This window comes from Nonomuraea sp. NPDC004186, assembly GCF_053603495.1.
Genome location: NZ_JBSGFQ010000168.1, coordinates 1 through 21,610, shown reverse-complemented (window position 1 = coordinate 21,610; position 21,610 = coordinate 1). Strand labels below are relative to the sequence as shown.

Sequence of the window (21,610 nt, the reverse complement as noted above, 5' to 3'; positions counted from 1 at the left end):
GTCGCGGAGGTCCTCACCGCCGGGACGCGCGTGCTCACCGTGGCCGGCGAGGAGACCGCCGCCCGCTTCGGCGCCCGCCCGCTCTCGCGCGTCGGCGGCCCGGAGACGCTGTCGGCCCTGGCCGGGCTGGTGGTCGCGGGCAAGCTGGATCCGCGCGTGGGCCGGGTGTTCCCGTTCGCCGCGGCGGCCGACGCGCTCGCGCTCGTGGAGGACGGCCACGCCACCGGCAAGGTGGTGCTCGACGTCACCACGCGATCATCCTGAGCAGGCGTCACCACTCCGCGCACAGCCGCTCGGCCGTCCGGAACGCCAGCGCCATGATCGTCAGTACGGGGTTGACCCCGCCGTTGGTGACGTGCACGGAGGCGTCGGCGACATAGAGGTTGTCGTGCCCGTGGACCCTGCCCCACCGGTCCACGACCGACGTCCGCTCGTCGTCGCCCATCCGGCACGTCCCCGACTGGTGCTGCCCGGCGTGCAGGCCCAGGGGCGCCCGCGCCGTCCACGCCCGGCGCGCGCCCGAGGCGAGCAGCCATTCACGGGCGCGCTCGGCGATGAAGTCCCCGGTACGCAGGGTCTCCGGATGGGTCGTGCCGGACAGGCGGGCGACCGGGATGCCCCACCGGTCGCGTACGCGAGGGTCGGGCCGCGTCCTCGCCTCCGGGCCGGGGATCTCCTGGACCGGCCCGCCCACCCGCATGACGCGGCGGTAGTTGTCACGCATGTACTGCTTGTTGCGCGCGCCCCAGCGGGGCAGGCCCGGCGGCAGGTTCCGGGCCCAGAAGGCCAGGGGCAGCACGGTGAACTCGTCCGCCAGCATCGCCCCGCCGACCAGGCCGTCGTTGTGGTGGACGAAGTCGAGCGTCGCGAGCGAGACGCCGGGGCCCAGCCCGTCGTGCACGGGCTCGTCCATCTCGCCCAGCGCCCACGCGTAGGCGTGGCCCTGCAGGTGCCGTCCCACCTGGTCGTGGTTGTTGCCCAGCCCGTGCGGCTCGCGCCGGGTCGGGGAGTTCTGCAGCAGCCGGGCCGTCTCGATCGCGCCGGCCGCGCAGATCACGACCTCGGCCTCGACGACGTGGCGGGCCCCCGAGCGATCCACCCAGCGCACGCCGGTGACGCGGCCCGAGGGGTCGCATTCGACGCGTTCGGCGACGGCCTCCGGCAGCAGCCGGGCGCGGCCGGTGGCGAGCGCGCGGCTCAGCACGGTGTTGTGGGAGCCGTTCTTGGCGTCCGCCGGGCAGGCGAAGCCGACGCAGTGCTGGCAGCGGGTGCAGGCGGCCCGTCCGCCGTACGGCTCCGAGTTGATCAGCAGCGGCACCGGCAGGACGTCCCAGCCGAGGGCGGCCGCGCCCCTGCGCAGGGCGGCGGCCTGCAGGCCCTCCGGGAGCGGGGACATCGGGTACGGCTTGGCGCGCCTCCAGTGGCGGCTGCCGGCCGCGTGGTCGCCGCAGACGCCGATCTCCCACTCGGCGCGCTCGTAGTAGGGCTCCAGGTCGTCGTAGCCGATGGGCCAGTCGGCGAGGCTGCTGCCCGCGGGCACGCCGTACGTGCTCGCCATGGTGAAGTCGGCGGGCAGGAACCGCCACGCCTGCGCCCCGTAGAGCCGGGTGCCGCCGCCGACCAGCGTGGCGTTGCCGTGGAAGCCCGGCTCGTGCGGGCGTACCACGTGCTCGCCGCCGGTGGCGTCGACGACGACGCGCGGGCCATCCTCGTAGTCGGGCCCGGAGCGGTGCGGATAGCGGGTGAGGCGGTGGTTGCGCAGATGGTCGCGGCCGATCTCCTCGAAGGTGAGGTCGCGGCCGCGTTCCAGCACGAGCACGCGCTTGCCCGCCTCGGCCAGGACCGCGGCGGCGACCCCGCCCCCGGCGCCCGACCCGATCACGACCGCGTCCACCCGCATCAGCCCCGTACCTCGCATCCGGTCACGGCCCGCATCAGTCCCGTACCTCGAATCCGATCATCCGCCAGGAGACGGCGTCGCGGTTTCCGCCGTTGCCCGGGTCGCCGTAGAAGCCCTCCATGACGTGGCCGACCACCGTCTCCACGAACGCCGCCGCGTCGAACGGCCACGGCACGCGGGTGTCGCCCGCCTCCAGCGCCCGCAGCAGCTCCTCGCGCCGCCCGGGCGGGAGCTCGGGGAAGCCGGCGCCGTGCCGCTCGCGCGCCTCGGCCTCGACGGCGTCGAGCCCCGCCTCGTAGTAGGCGCGCATACCGGCCAGGTCACGGCCGAACTGCCCGGCGAGGTAGTCCAGGACCCCCGCCTCGGTGCCGCTCGGATGATCGTCGGCGGGGACGATCGTGTCGACCACCGCGCCCAGCGTCGCGGCCTGCCCCGGGGTCACTCCGCGAAGCGGGGGGCCGGGCGCTCGCACGTGCTCTCCAGGCGGACGACCTGGCCGGGCCCGTCGATCGCGGAAAGGGCCTCGAGCACGTGGAAGGCGAACGTGGCGTTCGCGCGGTGGGGGCCGCCCTCGATCGCGTCGGCCAGATCCCGGACGCCGAGCCCGCGGCGGGCCTGCTCCTTGGTGCCGACCGCGCCGAACAGGCCGACGACGGGCGGCAGGACCGACCAGTCCGCGTCCCCGTGCCGCCGCACCCGTACGTCGCCGTCGAAGTGGTTGGGGTTGGGCAAGGTGAGGGTCCCTTCGGTGCCGTAGACCTCGATGGCGGGCAGGTCGCTGTCCCAGACGTCGAAGCTCATCAGCGTGGTGCCGATGACCCCGGAATCGAAGACGAGGACGGCGGAGGCATGGGTCGCCACCTCGACGTCGATCCGGTCCACGACGCGGTCCGGCGCGGTCACCGCGCGCACCGGCGCCCCGACGCGAGCGGCCCCCGCCACGGACCTGACCGGGCCGAGCAGGTTCACCAGTATGGCCAGATAGTACGGCCCCATGTCCAGGACGGGCCCGCCCCCGCGCTGGAAGAGGAACCGCGGGTCCGGATGCCAGGTCTCGGCCTTGCTGTGCCGGATGAACGCCGACACGCCGATGGGCTCCCCGATCAGCCCGTCGTCGAGCGCCTTGCGCGCGGTCTGGGAGGCGCTGCCCAGGAATGTGTCCGGCGCGGAGCCCAGCACGCGGCCGCTCGTCCCGGCCGCCGCCAGCACCTCCCGCGCCTCGGCGACGGTCGCGGCGAGCGGCTTCTCGACATAGACATGCTTGCCGGACTCCAGGGCCCGGATGACGGTGCTCGCGTGGTGGGCCGGCGGGGTCAGGTTCACCAGGATGTCGATCGAGTCGTCGGCGTAGAGCTCGTCGCCGTCCCCCCAGGCGGGGATGCCGTGCTCCTCCGCGGCCCGCTTGGCCCTGTCGACGTCGATGTCGCCGACGCGGACGATCTCCAGCTCCGCGTAGCGGGCCATGCCGGTGACGTAGCGGCCGAAGATGTTGCCGGTGCCGAGGATGCCGATGCGGTGGTGCACGTGTTTTCCGTCCTTCTGGTTGCGTACGGGACCGATGGAAGTCAATGTCCGGCCCAGCCCGCTCACCAAGCTCGCCAGTCCGCTGGCCGAACCGGGGGGATTGCCCCGATCCGGCGGGCTGCGCATAGTACGAGCACTGGCCTGCGCGAGGACGGGAAGATGAGCGGTACTGAAGCGGCCCTGGCAGGCCCGGTGGTGCACATCGTCGACGACGACCACGACCTGAGGCGCTCGCTCGTCTTCCTCTTCGAGAGCGTCGGGGTCCAGGCGCTCACCTATCCCGACGCCGCGACGTTCCTGGCCGAGTACGACGCCGCCGAGCCCGCCGTGCTGATCGTGGACGTGCGGATGCCCGGCCTGAGCGGGTTCGAGCTGCAGGAGCGGCTGCTCGGGCTCGGCTATCCCGCCCCGATCATCTTCTGCTCCGCCCATGGTGACATCGCGATGTCGGTACGGGCCCTGCGGCAGGGCGCGGTCAACTTCCTGGAGAAGCCGTACAAGCCGCAGCAGATGCTCGACGTCGTCCAGGAACAGCTGCGGGAGGCCGAGCGACGCTTCCGCGAGCACGCCGACCGGCGGGCCGTCGGCGAGCGGGTCGAGTCGCTCACCACGCGGGAGCGCGAGGTGCTCAGGCTGGTCGTGGACGGCCTGCCCAGCCAGCTCATCGCCCGCCGGCTCGGCACCAGCGTCAAGACCGTCGACGTGCACCGGGCCCGGATCAAGGCGAAGACCGGCGCGGACAGCCTGGGAGCGCTGGTCCGCGACGTCCTCCAGTGCCGGATCGAGCTCTGACGAGCCCGGCGGCGTCAGGCGGTGAGGCTGTGGAAGCGCCGCTGGAAGTAGACCAGGGCACCGCTGTCCAGGCGTGAGGTGACCGCCTCGATCTCGACGAAGGCCACCGTGTGCGAGCCCTGCCGGCGCCTGGTGACGATCCGCCCGACGACCGAGGCCAGCGCGTCGCGCAGCACCGGCACGCCGTAGGTGCCGAAGTCCCAGGAGCCCGCGCCGAACCGTTCGGAGGTCGGCACGTTCGTCGCACCGGCGAAGTGCATCGCCAGCTCCTCCTGATCGGTGCCGAGCACGTTCACGCAGACCCGCCCGTTGGCCATGACGATGTCGTGCGAGCTGCTGGAGCGGTTGACGCAGATCAGCATGGTCGGCGGGGAGTCGGTGACCGAGCACGCCGCGCTCACGGTCACCCCGGCCCGGCCATGACGGCCATCGGTGGTGACGACGTTGACGGCGGCGGACAGGTTCGCCATCGCGGCACGGAAACGGCGCTGCGCCTCGGTCACGGCTGCCTCCTGAAAGTGATCGGCTGCCTCCGAAGCTAGGCCGCGACCGCCGGCATCGAAATCGAGACTTTATCCGCGCCGACTGAGGATTTCCCCTACGCGCCGGCAGGCTGCTCGGGCTCGGCGAGCGGCAGCGTGAACCCGAACCGCGACCCGCCCTCCGCCCTTTTCTCGGCCCGGATCGTGCCGTGCTGGCGGGTGATGATCCGGTGGCTGAGCGCCAGGCCGATCCCGCTGCCGTGCTCCTTGGACGTGAACGACTCCGCGAACGGTTCGCGCGGCAGCCCCCGGCCCCGGTCGTCGACGGTGAAGGTGCCGTCGGGGGCGGTGGCCACGTCGATCCGCTTCGGGGCCGCCGGCGACTGCCCCATCTCGTCGACGGCGTTGAAGCAGAGGTTGAGCACCACCTGGCCGGTCAGCACCCGTTCGCAGCGCACCAGGACCGGCTCGGGGGCGAGCCGGACCCGGACCTCGACCCCGAGCGGCGCCGCCCGCAGCCGCACGAAGTAGAGGCACTCCTCGACGACGTCGTTGAGGTCGGCCACCTGCTCCACCTGCTCCAGATGGCCGACGAAGGCACGCACCGAGCTCACGATCGCCGCGGCGCGTTCGATCTGGCTGACCGCGCTGGCGACGCCCTGGGCCAGCCCGCCGGCCTCCGGCAGCCGGGCGGCCCGGGTGTGCACGCCGGCCAGGAAGTTGGCGGCGGCGGCCAGCGGCTGCCCGAGCTCGTGGGCGATCGCCATCGCCATGTCGCCCATGGCGTTGTAGCGGGCCAGGTAGTTCTCCCGGTGCAGCTCCCTGGCCCGGCGGACCTGGTCCTGGACCCGGTCGGAGACGTCGTGCAGGATCATCAGCAGCGCGGTGGCGTCCTCCTCCCGCAGCCGTTCCAGCGAGCCCTCCAGCCACACGCGGCCCGCCTCCAGCTGGACGGGGGTGACCGGGGTGGCGCGGGCGAGGACGTCGGCCCAGCTCGCGTCGCGGCCGTCGAGCCGCAGCCGCGCGAACGCCGTCAAGGGCCGCATCGGCCCGTCCACCGGAGCGCCGATCGCGGTGAGCGCGGTGTCGGTCGCGAACCTGATCGTGCCGGTCTCGTCCAGCATCAGGGCGAGGGTGGAGGTGTAGTGGGCCAGCGCGTCCACGTACGACGTGGTGAGCCGCAGCTCGCGCTCCACCCGCTGCTCCCGCTCGATGTCGCGGAACTGCACCATCACCGCCGGCCCCTGCGCGAGCTCGACCCGCACCGCGAGCGCGTCCGTCGGGATCACCCGGCCGGACCTGGAGCGGTAGTGCCACTCGATCCGGCTGGCGCCCTTCTCGACGGCGTCCTGCAGCCAGGCCCGGCCGATCACCCGGTCGTACTGCTGCGCCGAGCTGCTCATGTGATCGGCCTTGAGCGGCCGGATCTCGCTCAGGCCGAACTCCAGCAGCTCGCAGGCGGCCGGGTTGGCCCACAGGATGTTCTTGGTCGCCGCGTCGTGGATGAGGACGCACATCCGGGAGGCGTTCATCATCGCGACGAAGTCCGCGGCGACGAGCTCGGGAGCCCGCGGATCTACTCGCACCGACACAGGGTAGGTCACCCGGTGTGGGGGCCAGGGATGAAGATATCCCCTACGTCAAGGTGAGGAAATGACGACTGACGGGCGCAAGCGTTCTTCCTAACCTCGGAGCACACCGTCAGACCCATGAGGAGCAAGGATGGCGCAGGACGATCCCGCCGCGTTCGACGCGATGCTGGCCGAGCTGGCCGAGCGTCGCCAGGAGTTCCGCGAGCAGCGCTACGTCCCCGGAGACTTCGTCGAGCGGCTCAAGCGGCTCGGCCTGTACCGTTGCGCGACGCCGGAGCGGTTCGGCGGCGAGACGATGGCGCCCGCCGAGTTCCTGAAGAAGATCGAGCGGATCTCGGCCGTCGACGGCTCCACCGGCTGGGTCGCGAGCTTCGGCTCCCAGCTGGTCTACCTGGGCTCGCTGCCGCTGGAGACCCAGGCCAAGCTGTACGCCGGCGGCCCCGACGTCGTCTTCGCCGGGGCGCTGTTCCCGATCCAGCAGGCCACCCCGACGGAGCGCGGCTTCCTCGTCAACGGCCGGTGGAAGTTCGCCAGCGGCTGCATGGCCGCCGACATCATCTGCGTCGGCATCCCCGGCGACGACCTGACCTCGGGCAAGCCGCGCGGCGCGCTGGTACGTCCGGAACGCCTGGAGATCGTGCGGGACTGGGACGTCGTCGGCATGCGCGGCACCGGCTCCTTCGACCTGATCGCCGAGGACGTCGAGGTCGACCGGGAGTGGACCTTCATCCGCGGCGGGGAGCCGGTGGTCGACGAGCCGCTCTATCGCTACCCCGCGATCACGTACGTCGCCCAGTCGCTCTCCGTGGTCTCCGCCGGCGTCGCCAGGGCCGCCCTCGACTTCGCCGAGGGGGTCGGCAGCGGCCGGGGCAGCATCACCGGCGCACCCAGGCTCGCCGACCGCGCCTACTACCGCGCCGGCATCGCCGAGGCCGAGGCCACGCTGCGCTCCGCCCGCGCCTACTTCTACGAGGCCGCCGACGAGGCCTGGGAGACGCTCGTCGCCGGCAGCCTGGTCAGCGACGAGCAGAACGCGCACCTGCGGCTGTCCGCCGCGCACCTCGCCCGGACCGCGTCGGAGGTGGTCCACAAGGTCGTCTCGCTGTCCGGCACCGCCGCGATCTACCAGGACCACCCGCTGCCCGCCCTGCTGGGCGACGCGCTGGTGCCGCAGGAGCACGCCTTCCTCAGCCCGGCGATGTACGACGCCGCGGGCGCCGTACTCATGGGCCTGCCGCCCACCGTCCCCGCCTTCCGGTGATCAGCCCTGGCGGATCAGCGATTCGAGGAGGTCGATCCCGAGCGGGATCGACTCCTCCGCCACGTCGAAGCCCGCGCTGTGGTGCGGGCCCGGGCTGCCGCCTCCGATCATCAGGTACGCGCCCTTGCCATCGCGCCGCTGGACGTGCCGGATGAGCAGGTTGGCGTCGTCGCTGCCGGCGAACGCCTGGGTCCTGATCACCTCCACGACGCCGGGGTGCGCTCCGGCCACGTCCACGATGCGGTCGACCAGGTCGTCGTCGGGTGTCACGGTGGCGGAGCTGCCCGTCACGACCAGCGCCGCCTCGACGTCCTGCGTGCGGGCGGCGCCGTCCACGATGGACCGGATCCGATCCACCAGCTCGTCCACGACCTCGTCATCGGTGGCGCGCGCCTCGCAGGTCATCACCGCCGAGGCCGGGACGATGTTCACGCCGTCACCGGCGACGAGCGTGCCGACGTTGAGCCTGGTGTCCGCGGACCCGTAGCGGGGGAGCGCCATGATCGCCAGCGTGGCCATGGCGGCGGCGAGCAGCGCGTTGCGCCCCGACTCGGGCGAGCCGGCGGCATGGGAGGCCCGGCCCGTGAAGTCGACCTTCAGCTTGCGGGTGGCCATGCCGCCGGTGAAGCTGCCCACGACGTGGCCGACGCCCAGCTCGCCCGCCATGTGCACGGCGAGCATGATGTCGATGTCGTCGGCCACCCCGGCGTCGATCATCGTCTGCGCTCCGCGTACCCCCTCCTCGGCGGGCTGGAACAGCACCCTCAGCGAGCCCGCGAAGTCGCGGTCGGCGAGGCGGTGCAGCAGGCCCACGCCGATGGTGGCGTTCGCGTCGTGGCCGCAGGCGTGCATCGCGCCGTTCGCCGCCGCGAAGCCGTTCGCGGCCGGGAAATGGGCCGGATCGGCGGACTCCCGGATCGGCAGCGCGTCGATGTCGGCGCGCAGGCCCCATCGCGGCCCCGGCCGGACGCCGGCCAGGTCGACGACCAGCGCGGTGCCGTTCTCCTGGAAGTACCGGGCCTTCTCCGGCGGGATGCCGGAATCGACGGCGCGGGCCGCCCATTCGGCGAGCGTGCGCGGCGACGGGTAGTTCACGACGGGGGAGAGGTCGTGGGCGTCCTTGCCGGTCAGGACGGTCACCGGCAGGTCTTCGACGGCCCGCGCTATCCGGGCCGCCGTCCCGATCTCCACGAATGCCGGTTCCGGATTGCGGTGCAGTTCTCGCCGGAATGCCCTGAGCTCCTCGATGTCCACACGACCTCTTTCTCTGCGCACTGATCAACGGCCGGGCGGTCGTTTCGCTCAGGCTAGGAAAGGCGCCGCGAATGGGCGTCGATCGGCGTTGATCCCGCATGAAACATCGGATTTTCGAGCCGGGCCCGCACGAAGCTGGTCGTCGAACACCGGCTGGCCGCCGACGGGCACGTAACGCAGGCGCCGGCTGTCGAGATCGAGAATGTAGCCCGTGCGCTTGGCGATCCTCGGCACGATCCACCGGTCCTTGACCAGCAGCTTCGGGAACATCGACGACAGCCTGCCCTCGATCTCGTCCAGCTCCTGCAGGTTGCGCAGCCACAGGAAGACCGCGAGGTTGGCCTCACCGGTCACCGAGGCGCACATCCGCACGTGGCAGAGCAGCCGCAGCGAGGAGATGAGGCGTTCCAGGTCAGGGTGTTTGACGTCGAGCCACAGCACGGCCGCCGCCGACCAGCCCAGGAGGGTGTGCGCGAGGTCCACGCGCCATCGGACCCAGTTCGCCGCGAGCAGCGCGTCGATGTCCCGGGAGATGACGGAGATCGAGCGGCCCAGCTCCCGCTGCATGTCGGCGGCGGTGCGGCGGACGTCCGTGCTGAGCGCCGCGATGACGTCGAGGTGGGCGGGCTTGCGGTGCTCGGGCGGCTCGGACGGCCGCAGCAGGTGCAACGCGCGGGCCTGCTCGTCGGAGAGCGCGTTGAGCCGCCAGCCCGACCCTTCCAGGAAGATCCTGCGCAGGTAGTGGGTACGGGTGCCGACGATGCCGGGGACGCCGGCGATGTGCTCGTCGATGTAGCGGTCCATGGAGAGCAGGGTGCGCATCGAGATCATGACATAGAGGTCGCGGGCGCCCGACGTGCAGTGCACGCTGATGATGGGTCCCTGCCGGCTGAGCTCGGCGATCACGTCGCCGCGCCGGCCGGGCGCGCATCGGATCTCGACCAGGGCCGAGATCTCCTGCTGGCCGGTGCGCGGCTCGCACTCGAAGCAGCTCGTCCACACCTGCCGCTGCTGGGTGAGGGCCGACCAGCGGCGCGAGATCGTCGAAGGGTCCACCCGGAGGATCCTCCCGAGTTGGACCCACGGGACCCGGGGATGGATCTGGAGCGCGTTGATGATCTGAAAGTCCAGCCCGTCGACCATGCGCCTCATCCTGCACGGACACGCCTCATCCGCCCATGAGGATGTATCGCCTGCCGGACCGCCGCGTAAGATCGGCTCACAGAGACACGGTCACGTGCAGGAAGCCGTAACGCGAGGGAAACCTCCGGCGAAGCCCGCGGGAAGGATCGTGCGCCCGGGCCGCGATATCGCTCAATTCCGTGCGCTCTGCGTCACGGGAGACCTGGATTCGGCAGGCGACACCTAGGCTCGGCGCCATTCATTCTCGCGAGTGCGCTGGAGGATCAGTGTTTCGCAATTCCATTCTCGCGATGGCGCTCGTGGCGGGCCTGGCCGGATGCGGTGTCGCCGAAGGGGCGACCGACACCATCAACATGTCGCTGAACACCGATCCGGCGACCTTCGACCCGGCGCTGGCCAAGGGCGGCGACGATTTCAGCATGGCCCGGCTGCTGTTCGACACGCTGGTGCGCAAGGACTCGGGCAACTCCCTCGTCGGCGGCATCGCGTCCGCCTGGCAGGCGGAGGACGCCGCGCATTACACGTTCACCATCCGCGGCGGTCTGACCTGCTCGGACGGCAAGCCGATCACCCCGTCGGTGGTGGCCGCCTCGCTGACGCGGTTCGCGGCCAAGGAGACGGGCTCCTCGGGCCGCACGCTGGCGCTGGGATCGGGCACCGCGACGTTCACCGCCGACGACAAGGCGAACACGGTGAAGGCCGCCCTGTCCGTCCCGTGGTCCGACTTCCTCACCGGGCTGACGCTGCCGCAGGCCGGGATCGTGTGCCCGGCGGGCCTGAGCGACCTCAAGGGACTCGCCGCCGGGAAGGCCGCCGGGGCGTTCTCCGGCCCGTACACGCTGACCTCGTCCCAGGCGGCGGTGTCCTACCAGTTGACGCTGCGCGACGGCTACGCGGGCTGGCCGGCGTTCGCCAAGCCCCTGGAAGGCGTGCCCGCCAAGCAGCTGAACCTCACGCCGATCACCGACTACGCGACCATCGCCACCCAGCTGCTGGCCGGCAGCCTGGACGTCGGCGTGGTCTCCGACGAGAACGTGGCCCGGTTCGACGGCAACACCCGGTTCTCCACGTCGAGCGCCTCCAACACCACGACGTACCTGCTGTTCAACGAGCGTCCGGGAACGGCCTTCGCCGACCGGCCCGAGCTGCGCGCCGCGGTGGCCCAGGCCGTCGATCCGCAGGCGTTCAGCGACATCATCAGCGGCAAGCGGGGCAGCACGATCCTGTCCGTCGGCTCGGCCAAGCTCCCCTGCGTGAACACCGACCGGTCGCTGCTGATCCCGCAGGACTCCGGCACCGCCGCCAAGACCCTGGCCGGGGTACGCGTCCGCATCGTCGGCACGACCCTGCTGCAGGGCGGCAACGACTACATCGGCGAGGCGCTGCGCAACGCCGGCGCGAACGTCACCGTCAGCTCCCTTGACAACGCCAACTGGGCCACGGTGACCACGGCCGGCGGCTCGGACTGGGACATCAACGTCCAGGGCGACAACAACCAGCTGGGCACTCTCACCTCCTCCCTGCTCCGGGTGATGGGCCCGGTGACCGAGAAGGGCGGCCGCAACAAGACGGGATCGGTCAACGAGAAGGGGTACGGCTTCGTCACCCAGGCCATGAGCGTGACCGACAGCGGCGGACAGTGCGCCGCCCTCCAGTCCGCGCAGAAGTCGTTCCTCCAGCGGGTCGACGCGATCCCGCTGTCGACCCTGCCCACCACCACCGTCGTCTCCAGCGGATTCGCCATCCGGACCTTCGACGACTACCTCGACCCCGCCACCCTGCGCATCCTCAAGTAGCCGACATGACCTCTCTTTCCACGCCTGGTCCGAGTCTTTCCACGTCTGGTCCGAGTGCCCGGTCGCGGGGTTCCTCCGCCTGGCTCGGTTTCGCCGTGCGGCGGCTCACCAGCCTTGTCGTGATCTTCGTCGCGCTGCTGGTCGTGTCGTTCCTCATCGTCCAGCTCATTCCCGGTGACCCGGCGGTCGGCGTCGCCGGGGCCAACGCCGATCTCGCCGACGTCCAGCGCGTCCGGACCGAGCTGGGGCTCGACCGGCCGATCTGGGAACGGTTCCTCGTCTACGCGGGCGGCGTCTTCTCCGGGGACCTCGGCACGTCGTTCATGTACCGGCAGCCGGTGGAGACGATCATCATGAACCGTCTCCCCTTCACCGCCACCATCGCGGTGACGGGAATCGCCGTCGTCCTGCTGGTCGCCGTCCCGCTCGGCATGGTCATCGGCGTCCTCACGCGCGGCGGCCGGCGCAGGTGGCTGGACGCCGCCTTCGGGGTGGTCACCGGTTTCCTCGACTCGATCCCCGGCTACATCATGGCGTCGTTCCTGGTCGTGATGTTCGCCCTCGGCATCGGGCTGGTGCCGCTCTTCCCGCCGGCCTACGCGCCCCGCTTCGGGGCGGCGTCGTTCGTGCTTCCGGTCGCGGCGATCGTGATCGGCCCGATCTGCACCATCTCCCGGGTCGTCCGCCGCGAGACGGCGGTCGTGCTCGACACCGACTACATGCGGACGGCCCGCGGCTGGCGGCTGCCCGCCTTCCGGCGCCACGTCCGATGGGCGCTGCCGAACCTGCTCACCACCACGCTCACCCTGAGCGGGCTGATCCTGACCGGCATGATCGGCGGCGCGATCATCATCGAGTCGGTGTTCGCGCTGCCCGGCCTGGGCAGCGGCATCATCAAGGCCATCCTCGACCGCGACTATCCGGTCATCCAGGGCATGGTGCTGGTCATCGGCATGATCGCGGCACTCGTCAACCTCCTCGTCGACGTCCTGCTCGGGCTGATCGACCAGCGGACCCTCGGGGGGTCGCATGTCTCCGCGTAACCGGCCGCGCCGCCGCAACCCCGGGCTCGTGCTCGGCCTGGCCCTGCTGGGCGGCATCGTGCTGATCGCCGTGCCGGCCCCGATCCTGTTCACGGAGCGGGCGGCCGTGCTGGGCCCGCGGTTCGCCGCGCCCTCGTCCGGGCACTGGCTCGGCACCGACGCGGCCGGCCACGACGTCCTGCTGCGCAGTCTGGTCGCCACCCGCCTCACCCTGCTGATGACCGTGGGCGCGACGGCCATGTCGGTCGTCTTCGGCGTCGCCCTGGGCACCGGCGTCTGGCTCGTGCGGCCCCGCGTCAGGGAGGTCTGCCTGCGCGTCATCGACGCGATGGTGGCCTTCCCCGGGCTCCTGCTCGCGCTCGTCGTGGCGGCCGTGCTCGGGGCGGGCGGCTCCTCGGCGGTGATCGCCATCGGCCTGTCCGGCATCCCCTACTTCGCGCGCCTCACCGCGAACCTCGCCGCGAAGGTCTCGCAGCAGGAGTACGTGTCGACCGCGTGCCTCCTGGGTGTGAGCCACGCCCGGATCGCGATCAGGCACATGCTGCCGAACATGGCCGAGCCGCTGCTCGTGCTGACGGCCTCGACGTTCGCGGCCACGCTCACGGCCATCTCCGCGCTGTCGTTCGTGGGCCTCGGCGTCCAGTCGCCCTCCTACGACTGGGGCAAGCTCCTGAACGAGGCCCTGCCCTCGCTCCTGGCCGACCGGCCCTTCCAGATGGTCGGCCCGGCCTGCCTCATCGTCCTGACCGGACTGGGGGCGGTCCTGATCGGCGACGGCCTCGCGGCGGCGGCGAACCCGCGGGGGCACACGGCGTCGGGCCGGCGCGAGACACCTCCGGCCGCGCGGGAGGCGACGAGCGACCAGCTCGCCGACGTCCGCGACCTGTGGATCCACGCCGGCGACACGCCGCTGGTCAAGGGCATCTCCTTCGGCATCGGGCGGGGCGAGATCGTCGGCATCGTGGGGGAGAGCGGATCGGGCAAGACCCTCACCGCGATGTCGCTCGCGCGGCTGCTGCCGGACGGCCTGACCTCGACGGCGAGCCGCATGGCGGTCGGCGACCTGGACCTGCGCCGGCCCGTCCCGCCGGCCCTCCTGGCGGAGGCCGTCAGCCTGATCTACCAGGACCCGGGCTCGACGTTCAACCCCGCGCTGCGCATGGGCACCCAGCTCACGGAGGTGCTGCGTACCCACAAGCGCCTCGGCGGGCGAGAGGCCGCGCAGCGCATCCTCGACGCGCTCCGGGTGGTCCACCTGACCAGGCCCGAGCAGCGCATGAGGCAGCATCCGCACGAGCTCTCGGGAGGCATGCGGCAGCGGGCCATGATCGCCGCCGCGCTGGCCGTCGAGCCGCGCCTGATCATCGCGGACGAGCCGACCACGGCCCTGGACGTCACCGTCCAGGCGGAGATCCTGCGCGAGCTCAAGCGCGTCAACCGCGAGTTCGGCGCCTCGATCATGTTCATTTCGCACGACATCGGGGTGGTCCGCGCGCTGTGCGACCGCGTCCTCGTGATGTACCGCGGTGAGATCGTCGAGGAGGTCGCCGCCGGGGAGCTCACCGTGGAGACCGCCCGCCACCCGTACACGAGGGCCCTGCTGGAGGCCACCCCCGACATCGACGCGTCGTGGACCCCGCCGCGCACGAAGGAGCACTCGCATGGATGAGGAGACGGCCGTCGAGGTACGCGACCTCGAGGTGGGCTACGGGTGGGGCAAGAACGCGACGCGCGTCCTGCACGGCATCACCCTGGACGTCGCCCGGGGCCGCACGGTCGGCATCGTCGGCGAGTCGGGATCGGGGAAGTCGACGCTGGCCAAGGCGCTGGTCGGGCTCGTCCGGCCGACCGCGGGGAGCGTCAGGATCGGCGGCGTCCCCATCTCCTCCGCGCGGGGCGCCGGCCGCCGGGCGCTGCGGCGCAAGGTCCAGATGATCCCGCAGGACCCGTACTCGTCGCTCGACCCCAGGCGCACGATCGGCGAGGCGCTCGCCGAGGCCGTGGACCCGCGCCGGGCGGACGTGCGGCGGCACCGGGACGAGATCGTCCAGTGGCTCGAGGCCGTCAGGATGCCGGCCGACACCATCGACCGCTACCCCCACGAGTGCTCCGGCGGGCAACGGCAGCGGGTCGCGATCGCACGAGGTCTGATGATCGGGCCCGAGGTGGTGATCGCCGACGAGATCACCTCCGCGCTCGACGTCTCGGTCCAGGCGGAGATCCTCCACCTGCTCGCCAAGCTGCGCCGCGAACTCAACCTGACCATGCTCTTCATCTCGCACAACCTCGCCGTCGTCCGGCACGTGAGCGACGAGGTCGTGGTGCTCTACCACGGCGACGTCGTCGAGCACGCCCCGGCCGCGGACCTCTACCGGAGTCCGCGGCACGAGTACACCCGCACCCTGCTCGACTCCGTACCGGGCGCCCCAGGCTTCGACATCGAACCCCGTCAGAAGGACTCCGCTTGACCACCCATCGAAAGCTCCGCCTCGCCAACGTCAGGATCATCAACGGCACCGGCGCGCCGCCCGTCGAGGACGGCGTCCTCGACGTGACCCCGGACGGCGCCATCGCGTTCGCCGGCCCGGCGGCCGAGGCCCCGGAGGTCCACGGCGCCGACGTACGCGATCTGCGCGGCAGGACGCTCCTGCCCGGGTTCGTCGACTGCCACGTGCATATGGGCTTCTCCCTGGGGAACGGCCCCTTCCACGCCCTCCAGAACGACCCCGCCCTGACCGTCCTCGAGTCCGCCGCGCGGCTCCGGGCGACCCTCGAGGCCGGCGTCACCAGCGCGCGCGACCTCGGCGGGCTGTCCTCGGGCTTCCGCGAGGCGATCGAGCGCGGGCTGATCCCGGGCCCGCGGCTGAAGCTCGCGGTGAGCCCGATCAGCCACACCGCCGGGCACGGGGACATGCACCTGTACGGCGGGACGATCGCGCCCACCGTGCCCGAGCTGATCGAGATCGCCGACACCGTCGACGAGGTCCGCAAGGCGACGCGCCGGGTGCTGCGCCAGGGAGCCGACCTCATCAAGATCTGCACGACCGGCGGCATGGGGAGCAGGCACGACCACCCCGACGACGAGGGCCTGCGCCTGGACGAGGTGCGGGCCATCGCCGACGAGCTCGACCGGCACGGCGGCAAGCCCATCGCCGCGCACGCGCAGGGACGCAAGGGGATCCTGACCGCCCTCCGGGGCGGGGTGACCAGCGTCGAGCACGGGTACGGCATCGACGACGAGGGACTCGACCTCCTGGAGGAGCGCGGCGCCTTCCTCGTCCCGACGCTGTCGACCGTGTTCGCGATCAACAAGGAGACGATGCAGCCGTACCACTACGCCAAGAAGGTGAAGTGGTCCGAGATCACCAAGAGGAACATCGGCCACGCGATCGCGCGCGGAGCCAGGATCGCGCTGGGCACGGACGCCGGCGTCTGCCCGCACGGGCAGAACCTGCGCGAGCTCGGGCATCTCGTCGAGCTCGGCATGTCCCCGATGGCCGCCATCGTCGCCGGGACCCGGACCGCCGCCGAACTGCTCGGCATCTCCGGCGAGGTGGGCACGCTGGAGGCGGGCAAGCTCGCCGACCTCGTGGTCACCGACGCCGACCCGTTGCGGGACATCCACGCGCTGGCCGACCCGGGGCACATCGAGATCGTCATGAAGGCGGGCGCCATCGTCAAGGACCTCGGCCCGGTACGCACTGACACGTAGGCAGTCCGGCCGACTCAGGTGCGCAGGGTGCTGGCGTCCTCGCCGGCCTTGTACGTCTTCGACGCGAGGTGCAGCCGGTTCTCCTGCTCCCTGAGCGCGCTCGCGAGCAGGTCGAGCCCTCTGCCGATGCTCTCCATCCGTTGCCCGCGCGCCTGCCAGTACGCGCGGCCGTAGTCGTCGTCGCCGACGGCGGTGTGTGCCGCGCTCGACGCCGCCTCGAACCGGGTGTGGGCGCCGGACACGTCACCGGCCATGCCGTCCGCCGCGCTCGCCAGCCGGTGGAGGTGGGTCTTGCTGTAGATGACGCCGTCGAACTCCACGGTTCGGGAGCCTAGCTGGCATGTGCAGACATGAGTGGAAGAATCGGGAAAGAATGGTGCTTCTGAGGTTTTTGGTGCTCGTGAGGGACGGAGGTGACGATGGACGAACCGTGGCGGCTGTTGGAACAACTCGTCCAGGAGGTCAACCAGCAGACCGAACAGCTCAAGAAGATGCAGGAGAGGGTTCGGGAGCTGTCGGCGACGGCGAAGTCCAAGGACGGCATGGTGACCGTGACCGTCGGTCCCCGCGGTGAGGTGCGCACGATCGAGTTCGACCCCCGGGTCTACCGCAAGCTGTCCCCGTCGGAGCTGTCCGCCTCCGTCGTCGAGCAGATCGGGCGGGCGACCAGGCAGGTCTCCACCGAGATGAAGGAACTGATGGAGCTCTTCGGCGTGCCGGATCTCCCGTTCGAGGACCTGTTCGGCGAGGGAACGAACTTCGAGTCGTTCCTGCCGCACCCCGGTACGCCCGAGCCGCGGTGATGGGACTCGACCTCAGTCTGGTGCCCGAGATCGTGCGGCCGCTGGCGCTGCCGCTGACGGGCGGGGCGCTTCCGGAGACCGACGTCGACGGGGTCATCGCCGAGGCGCAGGTGCTGGAGAACCTGGCGGACCTGCTGGCCACGATCAAGTCGGACGACGCCGCCGCGGTCGTGCGGTCGCTGCGGGATCACCAATGGCAGGGCGCCGCCAAGGAAACGTTCGAGCAGGTCTTCAAGGTGCTCGGCGGACAGCCGGACGCGGACGGCCCCCCTTCGGACGAGACGCTGATCGACCTCATGGAGAAGGCGCTCCGGGAGGAGGCGGCATCCCTGCGCGAGCACGGCGTGCGGATGCAGCACACCGAGTGGATGATCTACGCCTCGCTCGCGCTGCTCGGCGCGATGATCGTCAAGCTGCTGGTGTGGATCTACGTCAACGGCCCGGCCGTTCTCCGGCTGATCCAGCACAACACGTTGATGACCCAGGTGAACATCCAGACGCTGAAGCGGCTGATCCTGGTCAACATGCTGAAGTTCGCCGGGATCATGGGCGGCCTGGACCTCGGCGTGCAGGTGGCGCAGCAGATCTGGGGGGATCGCGAGGCGGGGGACTTCGACCTCGCGTCGCTGGCGATGTCGGTGGGCAGCGGCGCGCTGACCGGTGCCCTGTTCGCCGGCGCGAACGCGGCCCTGTCCCGTCTGCTGAGCCGGCGGATGGTGTACGTCGCCTCCGAGGCCGAACTGGCGGTACGCGACAAGATCGCGGCCATCGCGCAGAGCATGTACGGCCAGGCCCTGCTGGGCGGAGTGGCGGGCACCGCCGGAGCCGTCCCGGGGCTGGCGATCAGCGGGCAACTCGACGGCGAGCACCTGGCGTACACCTTCATCTCCGGTGTCGCGGGCGGCCTCGACATCCCCGCTTCGGCACGGGTGAGCCACTTCCCGATGCGGGCGGTCGCGGAACTCGGCGACACTCCGTCCGCCACGGCCCCGCATGCCGACCCGCCGCCGTCATCCGGCGGCCAACCCCCGCCCTCACCCTCGCCTGCGCTCCCGTCCCCGCCCCGACTCGTACCGCACGACGCCGCCCCGCTGCCTGTACCGCACGACGCCGCCCGGCCGCCCCTAGCGCACGACGCCGCCTCGGCGCCCGTAGCGCACGACGCCGCACCGCGGCTCGCAGGGCACGACACCACCGCACTGGCGCAGCACCACCCTCGGCCCGACCAGCACGCCGACGTCGCCACCCTGATCAACCGCCAGCCGTCCGAACCGGGGACCAACCTCCCCCAGCCGCACCAGGGCCAGGTGATCGTCGGCGAGGTCACCCGGCGCCACGACGTGCTCCTGCACAGCCCAGCCGAGCCGGGCGGCACCCTCGCACGACCCCAGCAGAACCTCCCCGCCGCCCGGCCCCCGATCGGCGACACCACCCCTGCCGTCCCGCGGGCCGAGCCCGCGACTCCGGGCAGCCTCCCTCACACGTCACTGCTCCCGGCCACGGTCCCGGCGATCATCACCCCGACCCCCGACAGCCCCGGCGCCGGCGAACAGGACAACCACCACCAGACCCAGGACAGCCCACCTGCCGAAACCGCGCCGGCCGTCCAGGAGCGGCACACGGACGACTCCGCGCCCATGCTGCGCGACGGCGGTGACGGCGACGACGGCGGCGATCCGCCGGCGACGGATCAGCGGGCGCCGACGATCCCGGAGACGCCCCAGCACGCGCACACGGACCTCCAGGGCGGCCAGACCGTCGTGCCCAGGTCCGGCCCGCTGCCCGAGAACCCGCGCCGGATCGAGCCGGTGTCGCGGCAGGTGGCGGAGCTGCTCAGCCGGGACGGCGCCTACGACCCGATCAGCGGCCCCGCCTGGGAGGCCGCCCACACCGCCACGGTGGAGCGGCTCGCGGACACGATGCGGTCCTCGACGAAGGACATGCTCGGCGTGGGCCGCAAACGAAGTCTGCAGGCGGCCGTCGGCGACCCCGCCAGCGACCTCGTCCAGAGCCAGGTCCGCGTCATGGGAAAGACCATCAGGACCTGGCAGGCGGTCGAACGGAGCGAGCTCCCGGCCTTCGTGGAAGGCGCCCGCAAATACGCGGAAGGCGAACGCCAGATCATCCAGCAACTGCCGTTCGACTCGCCTGAAGCGCACCGGACGGCGCGACGGCTGGCCGTCGAGGAGCTGTTGCGTACGTGGGGATACGGCGCGAGCGAGATGCTGCCGGAGCGGCTGGCCATGCACATGGCCGCGCGCGACGAGTTCGGCCTGACCGGGGTCCTCGACCTGTCGGCGTACGGCGACCTCAACCGCGCCAGGACCGCCGCGAAGATCCACGCCCGCTCCGGGGACATGCTGCGCGACTTCCTGCGGCAGCAGTACACGCAGACGCAGCGCGAGCTCGAAAGCCGCGGCATCGAGGAGCTGGTGCTCTACCGGGGGATCACGCTCGACCAGCATCCGGTCCCCGTCCTGGCGGAGGCCGCGAACGGCGACGTCGTGCCGGCCCCGCCGGCGCTGCCGCTGCAGTCGTGGAGCGCCATGCCCGGGGTCGCCAAGCGGTACACCGGCCTGGGGGAGGGGGCGGTCATGGCGGGGGTCTTCCCGGCCTCCCAGGTGCTGTCCACCCCGTGGACGGGGATGGGCCAGCTGCCTCTCAACGAGTTCGTCGTGCTGGCCACGCCCGGCGAGGTCACCGTGCTGCGGCCCCCGCACGTCGCCGAGACGCCCGCCACTTATTCCGACATTCCACCCGGCTGGCAGGTCTCGAAGCCCAGCGACGGATGGACGCAGTGCGCACAGGGCCACCGGCACTGGGGCACGGAAGGCGGGGCCGGTCTGCTGCTCTTCCACCGCGCTCCCGGCGGCGAGGTCCACGTCCTCATGCAGCTGCGTTCCATGGAGACGCAGCACGGAGGGACCATGGGGCTGCCCGGCGGCGCCCTCCACCGCGGCGAGGACCCGGTCGACGGCGGCTTCCGCGAAGCCGGCGAGGAGAACCGGCTGGACCCGAGCGAGGTGAAGGTGCGCGGGGTCCACCACGACGACCACGGCGGCTGGGCGTACGACACCGTCATCGGCGAGATGTCCCACCAGGCCGACGTCTGGCCCGCCTCCCGGGAGTCGCTCGACAACGTGTGGGTGCCGCTGGAGGAGGTGCCGGCCCTCAACCTGCACCCCGACCTCGCCCGGGCCTGGCCCGACGTACGCACGGAACTCGACCGCGTCCTGGCGGCTCCCGACACCCGTCCCAGGCCACCACACCCGGCGAACACGCACGAGATGCCCGGCCTGCCCGACACCGACGGATTCTCGCCGATCGCCGATCCGCGGCCACGGAACTTCGCGGAAGCCGCGGCGACCGTCCACCGCTGGTCGCCCGGCAACGACCGCCCGCACCAGAACGGCCCGCACCAGAACGGCCCGCACCAGAACGGCCCGCACCAGAACGGCCCGCCGAACCGGATCGAACACCTGCTGAGCAACTCCCCGGCCGCGGCGGACGACGTCCTCCTGGCGGAGGGCCGGCGCCTGGTGGAGGAGCTGCCCGTCATCGACGGGAGCGACACGACGGCAAGAGCACTGGCCTCGATGAGCCGGACCCTCAACTGGCCGAACCCGCGCAGGGCCCTCCACGACCTGGCGTCCGAACTCGGCGTGAACCTCGATCTCGACGCCTTGGTGGAGGTCTACGAGAACGCCCGGCGGTTCGGCATGAACCCGGACGGAGCGACCGGCCGTACGGACCTGGTCGACGCTCTCAGAACGGCCATGGCGGCGGACTCCTACCGCTGGACGGGGCAGCACTACCAAGCCCGGTTCTCCCTCCCCGAGGCGACCCCCGCGCAGGCACGCACGATCGGGCTCATGGTCGAGATGATGGGCGAGCCCGTCACCTCCGCCAAGGTCCGCACCTTCGTCAAACCCGTGCTCGACCGCCACGGCATCGGCGACGTCAGGGAGTTGCTCCCGGTCGTCCGGGCCGCCCACGAGAAGGGCTACCTCCCGGCCGGGACGACCGGGGAGGCGGAGTTCCGCGCGGCCATGGACCGGTTCTGGCAGGACGACCCGTACCTGTGGAACGGGGTGCTGCTCGCCGACAGATACTCCTTGCCCGAGCTGCGCGACCCGACCGCGCGTTTGTCCGCGCGCCTGGAGGAGATCGTCGCGCACTCCGGCCGCGACGCCGTCCCGCCGCTGGAGGGCCGCGACGCCGTCCCGCCGCTGGAGGGCCGTGACGCCGTCCCGCCGCTGGAGGGCCTGGCCGGCGACCTCGGGCTGGGCCGCTCCGCCGAGCAGCTCG

At 71.8% G+C, this 21,610-nt stretch carries 18 protein-coding genes; 10 read left to right on the top strand and 8 right to left on the bottom strand.

The window, feature by feature from the left end; translation table 11 throughout:
• Positions 1–264, top strand: a 264-nt coding sequence (locus ACWEPL_RS59835; RefSeq protein ID WP_452441986.1) for a zinc-binding dehydrogenase, incomplete at its 5' end; no start/stop codon positions are given.
• Between the two features lie 7 nt (positions 265–271).
• Here ACWEPL_RS59835 and ACWEPL_RS59830 read toward each other — a convergent pair.
• From ACWEPL_RS59830 to ACWEPL_RS59820, 3 genes are read right to left on the bottom strand one after another with little or no spacing between them, the layout of a single operon-like run.
• On the bottom strand, positions 272–1,900 hold the full coding sequence (locus ACWEPL_RS59830; RefSeq protein ID WP_452441985.1) for a GMC family oxidoreductase: 1,629 nt from the start codon (positions 1,898–1,900) through the stop codon (positions 272–274).
• 34 nt (positions 1,901–1,934) lie between these two features.
• A complete protein-coding gene (locus tag ACWEPL_RS59825) occupies positions 1,935–2,342 on the bottom strand; it encodes a gluconate 2-dehydrogenase subunit 3 family protein (protein ID WP_452441984.1) in 408 nt (135 codons plus the stop codon).
• Positions 2,339–3,424, bottom strand: coding sequence for a Gfo/Idh/MocA family protein (locus tag ACWEPL_RS59820; RefSeq protein WP_452441983.1), 1,086 nt, complete (start codon positions 3,422–3,424; stop codon positions 2,339–2,341). Before ACWEPL_RS59820 ends, ACWEPL_RS59825 begins: the two co-directional genes overlap by 4 nt.
• A gap of 159 nt (positions 3,425–3,583) precedes the next feature.
• Here ACWEPL_RS59820 and ACWEPL_RS59815 point away from each other — a divergent pair, with 159 nt between their 5' ends.
• Entirely contained in the window at positions 3,584–4,216 is a 633-nt protein-coding gene (locus ACWEPL_RS59815; protein WP_452441982.1) for a response regulator transcription factor, read from the top strand.
• A gap of 14 nt (positions 4,217–4,230) precedes the next feature.
• Here ACWEPL_RS59815 and ACWEPL_RS59810 read toward each other — a convergent pair whose 3' ends face one another.
• Entirely contained in the window at positions 4,231–4,719 is a 489-nt protein-coding gene (locus ACWEPL_RS59810; RefSeq protein WP_452441981.1) for a flavin reductase, read from the bottom strand.
• Between the two features lie 95 nt (positions 4,720–4,814).
• Positions 4,815–6,284: an ATP-binding protein gene (locus ACWEPL_RS59805; protein ID WP_452441980.1), complete on the bottom strand. Its 1,470-nt coding sequence runs from the start codon at positions 6,282–6,284 to the stop codon at positions 4,815–4,817.
• Positions 6,285–6,420: 136 nt separating this feature from the next.
• On the opposite strand from ACWEPL_RS59805, the gene ACWEPL_RS59800 reads away from it, so the two are divergent.
• Positions 6,421–7,551 carry an acyl-CoA dehydrogenase family protein gene (locus ACWEPL_RS59800; RefSeq protein WP_363971214.1) on the top strand — a complete coding sequence of 377 codons (1,131 nt, stop codon included), beginning with the start codon at positions 6,421–6,423 and terminating at the stop codon, positions 7,549–7,551.
• On the opposite strand, the gene ACWEPL_RS59795 is transcribed toward ACWEPL_RS59800, so the two are convergent.
• Together ACWEPL_RS59795 and ACWEPL_RS59790 are read right to left on the bottom strand one after the other, a co-directional pair.
• Positions 7,552–8,805, bottom strand: a complete 1,254-nt coding sequence (locus tag ACWEPL_RS59795) for an amidohydrolase (RefSeq protein WP_452441979.1) — start codon at positions 8,803–8,805, stop codon at positions 7,552–7,554.
• Positions 8,806–8,853: 48 nt separating this feature from the next.
• On the bottom strand, positions 8,854–9,948 hold the full coding sequence (locus ACWEPL_RS59790; protein WP_363971209.1) for an Lrp/AsnC family transcriptional regulator: 1,095 nt from the start codon (positions 9,946–9,948) through the stop codon (positions 8,854–8,856).
• 290 nt (positions 9,949–10,238) lie between these two features.
• On the opposite strand from ACWEPL_RS59790, the gene ACWEPL_RS59785 reads away from it, so the two are divergent.
• The 5 genes from ACWEPL_RS59785 to ACWEPL_RS59765 all read left to right on the top strand — a co-directional run bounded on the left by ACWEPL_RS59785 (position 10,239) and on the right by ACWEPL_RS59765 (position 16,499).
• Positions 10,239–11,744, top strand: a complete 1,506-nt coding sequence (locus tag ACWEPL_RS59785; protein WP_452441978.1) for an ABC transporter substrate-binding protein — start codon at positions 10,239–10,241, stop codon at positions 11,742–11,744.
• A gap of 95 nt (positions 11,745–11,839) precedes the next feature.
• Complete coding sequence (locus ACWEPL_RS59780) at positions 11,840–12,787, top strand: ABC transporter permease (protein WP_363971205.1); 948 nt, start codon at positions 11,840–11,842, stop codon at positions 12,785–12,787.
• Positions 12,774–14,456 carry a dipeptide/oligopeptide/nickel ABC transporter permease/ATP-binding protein gene (locus ACWEPL_RS59775; protein ID WP_452441977.1) on the top strand — a complete coding sequence of 561 codons (1,683 nt, stop codon included), beginning with the start codon at positions 12,774–12,776 and terminating at the stop codon, positions 14,454–14,456. The genes ACWEPL_RS59780 and ACWEPL_RS59775 overlap by 14 nt, the downstream gene beginning before the upstream one ends.
• The gene (locus ACWEPL_RS59770) at positions 14,449–15,255 is read left to right on the top strand and encodes an ABC transporter ATP-binding protein (RefSeq protein ID WP_452441976.1); all 807 of its coding nucleotides are present in this window, start codon (positions 14,449–14,451) and stop codon (positions 15,253–15,255) included. Before ACWEPL_RS59775 ends, ACWEPL_RS59770 begins: the two co-directional genes overlap by 8 nt.
• The gene (locus ACWEPL_RS59765) at positions 15,252–16,499 is read left to right on the top strand and encodes an amidohydrolase family protein (protein ID WP_452441975.1); all 1,248 of its coding nucleotides are present in this window, start codon (positions 15,252–15,254) and stop codon (positions 16,497–16,499) included. Before ACWEPL_RS59770 ends, ACWEPL_RS59765 begins: the two co-directional genes overlap by 4 nt.
• A 14-nt stretch (positions 16,500–16,513) precedes the next feature.
• Here ACWEPL_RS59765 and ACWEPL_RS59760 read toward each other — a convergent pair whose 3' ends face one another.
• Complete coding sequence (locus tag ACWEPL_RS59760; protein WP_452441974.1) at positions 16,514–16,819, bottom strand: hypothetical protein; 306 nt, start codon at positions 16,817–16,819, stop codon at positions 16,514–16,516.
• A 99-nt stretch (positions 16,820–16,918) separates the two neighbouring features.
• Between ACWEPL_RS59760 and ACWEPL_RS59755 the strand changes: the two genes are divergently transcribed.
• Both ACWEPL_RS59755 and ACWEPL_RS59750 read left to right on the top strand, forming a co-directional pair.
• A complete protein-coding gene (locus ACWEPL_RS59755; protein ID WP_452441973.1) occupies positions 16,919–17,302 on the top strand; it encodes a YbaB/EbfC family nucleoid-associated protein in 384 nt (127 codons plus the stop codon).
• Positions 17,303–17,322: 20 nt separating this feature from the next.
• Positions 17,323–21,610, top strand: a 4,288-nt coding sequence (locus tag ACWEPL_RS59750) for an NUDIX domain-containing protein (protein WP_452441972.1), incomplete at its 3' end; no start/stop codon positions are given.

Bases quoted from the DNA above. Each gene is read 5' to 3' on its own strand.
- ACWEPL_RS59830 (WP_452441985.1), bottom strand. From the start codon at position 1,900: ATGCGGGTGGACGCGGTCGTGATCGGGTCGGGCGCCGGGGGCGGGGTC.
- ACWEPL_RS59815 (WP_452441982.1), top strand. From the start codon at position 3,584: ATGAGCGGTACTGAAGCGGCCCTGGCAGGCCCGGTGGTGCACATCGTC.
- ACWEPL_RS59800 (WP_363971214.1), top strand. From the start codon at position 6,421: ATGGCGCAGGACGATCCCGCCGCGTTCGACGCGATGCTGGCCGAGCTG.
- ACWEPL_RS59790 (WP_363971209.1), bottom strand. From the start codon at position 9,948: ATGGTCGACGGGCTGGACTTTCAGATCATCAACGCGCTCCAGATCCAT.
- ACWEPL_RS59785 (WP_452441978.1), top strand. From the start codon at position 10,239: ATGGCGCTCGTGGCGGGCCTGGCCGGATGCGGTGTCGCCGAAGGGGCG.
- ACWEPL_RS59775 (WP_452441977.1), top strand. From the start codon at position 12,774: ATGTCTCCGCGTAACCGGCCGCGCCGCCGCAACCCCGGGCTCGTGCTC.
- ACWEPL_RS59770 (WP_452441976.1), top strand. From the start codon at position 14,449: ATGGATGAGGAGACGGCCGTCGAGGTACGCGACCTCGAGGTGGGCTAC.
- ACWEPL_RS59755 (WP_452441973.1), top strand. From the start codon at position 16,919: ATGGACGAACCGTGGCGGCTGTTGGAACAACTCGTCCAGGAGGTCAAC.